Origin of the sequence: Clostridium sp. UBA6640 (assembly GCF_002455975.1) — a bacterium.
In the GTDB taxonomy this organism is placed as follows: domain Bacteria; phylum Bacillota; class Clostridia; order Clostridiales; family Clostridiaceae; genus Clostridium_J.
In genome coordinates, this window is the sequence record NZ_DKLM01000082.1 from 1 (window position 1) to 5,814 (window position 5,814).

A 5,814-nucleotide genomic window follows, 5' to 3' on the forward strand; every position below is an offset into this window, starting at 1 on the left:
ATTTTTTATAAAATAAATTATTATTTTCTCTATTTCCTGGTAAATAGACTTTGATTTTTAAATTCTTTTCATCTTTTCCTTTATTTAATAAAATCAAAACTTATACTTAATAAATTTCTTAAAATAAAGTATAAGTTCTACTTCTACGCCTTATCATTTATGCCAAAATTGGTTATGCATAAAAAATAAGCTAAGAGTAATAATAAACACAGGGCATCTTCGAAATAACTACTTAGTATGCTAGTGTATTTTGCCATATTATATTGTAAGAATTTAATAATAAATACAACTATAAATGCAAACTATACCTTGTTTGACATAAACTATTCAGTGTATCTTTTACTAGTTATTTTATTTTGAACGCCTAAAATTATAATTTAAGAGGTGATAAAATGGCTCATACTTTACCAGATTTACCATATGCATATAATGCTCTAGAACCTCATTATGATGAAGCTACTTTAAGAATACATCACGATCTTCATCATAAAACTTATGTAGATGGTTTAAATAATGCAGAGATGAAAATTGAGGAATGTAGAAAAACAGGTGATTATGCACTAATTAAACACTACGAAAGAGAATTAGCTTTCCACGGAGCAGGTCATATATTACATACGTTATTTTGGGAAAACATGGCTCCTAATGGTGGAGAACCTAAGGACGAAATATTAAACCAAATAAATACAGATTTCGGGAACTTTGAAACTTTCAAAAAAGAATTTTCTGCAGCAGCAGTTGCAGTAGAAGGTTCTGGTTGGGCTATACTATGCTGGAATTGCATGTTTCAGAAATTAGTAATATTAACTGCAGAAAAACATCAAGATTTAACCCAATGGGCAGTTAAACCTTTATTAATTCTAGATGTATGGGAGCATGCATATTATTTAAAATATCAAAACAAAAGAGCAGCCTTCGTAGAAGCTTGGTGGAACATAGTAAACTGGGATACTGTAAACGAAAGATTTAAACTTGCTAGTAAAAAATAAATTAACTATTTAAGATACATAGGTTGAAATTATTTTTAACAAAATAACTTCTCTAATTGGTTTTTTTACTAGCAATGGAATTGCTAGTTGTTGTAGGGGCGAACAGCATTCGCCAGTTTTTTGAGTCAATATTACGATTTGATATTAATACAACAATATGTGACGAACACTGTTCGCAGCTACAGAATCAATTTAAAATTTCTCAGTGCTAGCTGAGAAATTTTAAATTGTGAATTAGAAAAAGGAGTTCGTTGAACTCCTTTTTTATGATCAATCTCTAATTGCATTTAATTTGTGGAGTAAATACTCTTTTTTATTTAGAGGATCATAAGTTGTTTTCTTACGTACTTTATGGGGTTTAAACTCTGTATTTTGATAACCATAAAATTTTGTTACAAACATTCCTTTACCTCCAGTATATGATGCTATTTTTAATTTATATTCTTTTGAATTTTCCGCTGGAATAAGCCCTTTTATATAAACTTCCTCATCAATTACAATAGGACTTTCAAAAACTGCTCTGCTAACTTCTAAATCCCAAATTGCTTTACTTAAAACGCTTCTAGGGATTCTAAGCTCAAATTCCTGCAGCGGTTCTAGCAAATCTGTTTTAGCCTCATATAATGCTTCCATAAATACCATAGGCGTTACATTTCTAAAGTCTGCTGGAGTACTCATAACACTATTAAACGCTCCATGAATTAGTGTAACTTTTATATCGGTGACTTCCCATCCAAATAATCCTTGTTTACTTGTTTTAATCACTGCCTCCTCAATGGCATTTTGAAAAGATTTTGGTACTGAACCTGTTGAAACATCAGAAACATACCTAAGCCCTTCTCCTCTTTCTAAAGGCTCTATCTTTAAACCAACAGTTGCCCAGAAAGGATTTAGTTCATCCCCCATGCGAATTATAGATGTGCCACCCCCTTTAGGAGTTTCTTTATAAATAGTTTGGATATCTGAAAACCGAACTTTTATTCCATAAGAATCGTTTAAAAGCTCACTTAATATTTCCATTTGAACTTCCCCAAATAAATTAATATATATCTCTTTCTGATTGTCATCTGTTCCTATCTCTAATAGAGGATCTTCTTCCGCAAGTAGTGTTAATATCTTAAATAAATTCCTATCCTCTTCTTCATTAACAGCAGAGATTGTAGTTTTCAATGTTGGTTTAGCTATAGATATATTTTTTATTTTGTGATTTTCTACGCCTATAATATCGCCTATTTGAAAACTCTTAATTCCATATAATATCCCTATGTCTCCAGCTTTTATGATCGGTACTTCAACAAATTTACCATTTTCCAGCGAAGTAATTTTTTTAACCTTTTCCACCGTCTGCTCACTAGGCAGGCTGATTGTATCTCTTACCGATATTTTCCCCTGAAATAATCTCACATAGACCTTTTTTTCGCTTGTATTTATTCTTTCAATTTTAAATACTACTCCAGATAACTTATCACTGCTGTCTCCATGAGAAAATGGTAAATAACCGCAAATCCCATCCAATAGATTTTTAATACCAAGTCCTATTGATGCAGCACCACAAAACACTGTATATAGGCTACCTTGCCTTGAGTAAAATGAAAGTTTCTCTCTTATCTCTTCTTCATTAAATTCTACCCCGTCGACATACGCCTCTAAAAAAGACTCATCTAAATCTGATAAAACATCAATTATACCATCATCAATTATATTTTCTTTAAATAAATCACTTAAAGAAACATCCCTGCAGCCTTCATTCTTAACCTTTTGCAAATTAACTATCCTATCAGTCATAGTGGCTTTTATCTCACCTATTATTTTTTTATAATCAGCTCCAACTCTATCTAACTTATTTATAAATATTATTGTTGGAATTTTAAGTGCTTTTAACGTATTAAATAATATTCTAGTCTGTGATTGCATACCTTCTACTGCAGATATAACTAATATTGCACCATCCAATACACTTAATGACCGTTCTACTTCTGAAATAAAATCTACATGACCTGGGGTATCAATAATATTTATTTTAATATCCTTCCACGTAAATGATATGGCAGAAGATTTAATAGTGATTCCCCTTTTACGCTCAAGTTCCATTGAATCTGTTTGTGTATTTCCTAAATCAACTTTACCAACTTCTTTTATAGCTCCGCTGCAATACAAAAGATTTTCAGTAGTAGTTGTTTTCCCAGCATCAACGTGGGCTACAATTCCTATATTAATTATATTCATATAACTATCTCCTTAAATAAAAAAACTGCAAATGAACACACGTCCATTTACAGCCTCATAATTATATAACTAAATATAAACATAGCAAAAATAGATATAAAAATACCGTGTTTAGAACACGGCTTTCCTACTATGCAGATAAGGTGTAACATGCTCATTATTATATTGGCTATTTTAGAAATACATAAATAAACATCTACTATTAATTTGAAAATTAATTGCAGAGGAAATAAACCTTGATATATTCAAGATTTTTTAATCTATATTCTAAAAATCACCGTTATTCAGTTAGTTTAATTTAAAACTACCTCTTTTTGCATAATTTACATCACCTTTACGTTTATATTTTTTATATTTTTTATATTTATGTTTATATTTAAGTTTAATCTTATTATACGAAATCCCCTTAACTCTTCAAAGGGTCTGTTTAATTATAATTGATTTTTCAGCTAACATAAGCCTGTCAATATTACTATATTATTATTATCTTTTTTAGAAACTCTATTTATACATATTATAAAAATAAATAGTAGCATACAAAATGCTACTATTTATTCTTCTAATATATTAAGCTTCTTCCTTATTCGCAAACTGACTATTATAAAGTTTTTCATAGAAGCCACCTTTTTTCATTAGCTCCTCATGATTTCCTTGTTCTATTATATTTCCTTCATTTATAACCAATATTAAATCTGCATTACGGATAGTTGAAAGTCTATGAGCAATAACGAAGCTAGTCCTTCCTTTCATTATGTTTCTCATAGCATTTTGAAGCAATAATTCTAGTCTGGTATCAACCGAACTAGTGGCTTCATCTAATATTAATATGGCTGGATCTGATATTATAGCTCTAGCTATAGTTAATAGCTGCTTTTCTCCTTGAGATATATTAGAAGCTTCTTCATTAAGAATCATATTATATCCATCTGGAAGAGTTTTAATAAAGTGATGAACATTAGCTATTTTAGCTGCTTCTATGATTTCCTCTTTAGTTGCTCCAAATCTTCCATATTCAATATTGTCATAAATAGTTCCCTTGTATAACCATGTATCTTGAAGAACCATTCCAAACATTGATCGTAAGTCTTCACGTTTCATATCTCTAATATCTACGCCATCTATCTTTATAGCTCCACCTTTAACATCATAGAATCTCATCAATAAATTTATCAAAGTTGTTTTACCTGCTCCCGTAGGTCCAACTATAGCTACCATTTGACCGCTCTTTATTTCTGCACTTAAATCCTTTATTAGTGGTTTATCATCACTATATCCAAATTTAACATGTTCAAAGGTAACATTCCCACGAGGATTTTCAAGCTTTACTGAGTCTTCAGGATTTGGAATCTCTTCCTCTTCATTTAATATTTCAGATACACGTTCAATTGCTGCAAAAGCAGATTGTATTGTAGATGAAAGCTGACTTACTTGAGAAAGTGGTTGATTTACTTGCCATATATAACGTATAAAAGCTTGAAGATTACCTACCGTTATTATTCCACTAATAGCATAAATTCCTCCAATAACCCCTATAGCTGCAATACCTAAATAACTTATTAAAGAAATCATTGGAGACATTATACTTGATATAAATTGAGCCTTAAATCCTGTGTTAGAAAGCTCTTGATTTATATTTTTAAACTCCTCTATAGCTTCATTTTGTTTTCCATATAGCTTTATTTCATTAAATCCAGTATACATTTCTTGAACTGTACCATTTAATTTTCCTAAAGCTCTTTGTTGTCTAGAAAATAATCTTTGTGACTTCCCAACTATGAATTTTGATACTAAATAGCTTAGAGGTATTATAAGTATAGCTATAAGAGCCATTTTAGTATTAATTTTAAACATCATTACAACTGCTAAGAATACCGCTAATATTGAATTAACTATCTGTATAAAACTCTGTTGCATTGCATTAGATATCGTATCTACGTCATTTGTAATACGACTTAATACATCTCCGTAGCTGTTACTATCAAAATAACTTATTGGTAATTTTTTAATCTTATCTTGAATAGCATTTCTTAAATCCCTCATGGTGTTTTGAATAGCATGAGTTAATAAGAAATTTGCTATGTAGGTAGATATTGCACTAGATACATATATACCCGCTAAAAGTCCAAGTATCTTTGTAATATAATTAAAATTTACAGAAGCTCCCTCTACACCTTTTCCTATGTTAATTGCATCCTTCGTAAGTTGTGTTATTACTAATCCTTCCGTCATTGGTGCAATAGCATTAAAAAAAGCTGCTGATATTATAAATATTATGGCACCAATAAAAGAAAATTTATAAGTTTTTACAAAAGGAGCAATTTTACTTATACTAGCTTTAAATTTTTTCATTATGCTAACTCCTCCTTTGTAAGTTGAGATGATGCAATCTCATTATATATTTCACAGTTCTTTAATAATTCTCTATGGGTCCCTATGCCCACTATTTCCCCTTCATTCAATACTATAATTTTATCACTATCCATTATAGAGCCTATTCTTTGTGCAACTATTAAAACCACAGCGTCCCCTGTTTCTTCTTTTAATCTTGCTCTAAGAATTGCATCAGTTTTAAAATCTAAAGCAGAAAAACTATCATCAA

Annotated in this window: 3 protein-coding genes and 1 pseudogene; 1 reads left to right on the plus strand and 3 read right to left on the minus strand. The window is 30.2% G+C overall.

What is annotated here, in order from left to right; all coding sequences use genetic code 11:
• Positions 1 to 392: 392 nt before the first annotated feature.
• On the plus strand, positions 393 to 989 hold the full coding sequence (locus B2W91_RS09315) for a superoxide dismutase (protein ID WP_291580257.1): 597 nt from the start codon (positions 393 to 395) through the stop codon (positions 987 to 989).
• A 270-nt stretch (positions 990 to 1,259) separates the two neighbouring features.
• Here B2W91_RS09315 and tet read toward each other — a convergent pair whose 3' ends face one another.
• From tet to B2W91_RS09330, 3 genes and pseudogenes are all read right to left on the minus strand, one after another.
• Positions 1,260 to 3,215 (minus strand): tetracycline resistance ribosomal protection protein, encoded by a 1,956-nt coding sequence (gene tet / locus B2W91_RS09320; protein ID WP_291580258.1) that lies wholly within the window; start codon positions 3,213 to 3,215, stop codon positions 1,260 to 1,262.
• A 567-nt stretch (positions 3,216 to 3,782) separates the two neighbouring features.
• Positions 3,783 to 5,564 (minus strand): ABC transporter ATP-binding protein, encoded by a 1,782-nt coding sequence (locus B2W91_RS09325; RefSeq protein ID WP_291580259.1) that lies wholly within the window; start codon positions 5,562 to 5,564, stop codon positions 3,783 to 3,785.
• Positions 5,564 to 5,814, minus strand: a pseudogene (locus tag B2W91_RS09330) (ABC transporter ATP-binding protein); the annotation flags it as partial. The gene B2W91_RS09325 and the pseudogene B2W91_RS09330, both read right to left, overlap by 1 nt.

Coding starts and splice junctions, on each gene's coding strand:
- B2W91_RS09315 (WP_291580257.1), top strand. CDS start 393: ATGGCTCATACTTTACCAGATTTACCATATGCATATAATGCTCTAGAA.
- tet (WP_291580258.1), bottom strand. CDS start 3,215: ATGAATATAATTAATATAGGAATTGTAGCCCACGTTGATGCTGGGAAA.
- B2W91_RS09325 (WP_291580259.1), bottom strand. CDS start 5,564: ATGAAAAAATTTAAAGCTAGTATAAGTAAAATTGCTCCTTTTGTAAAA.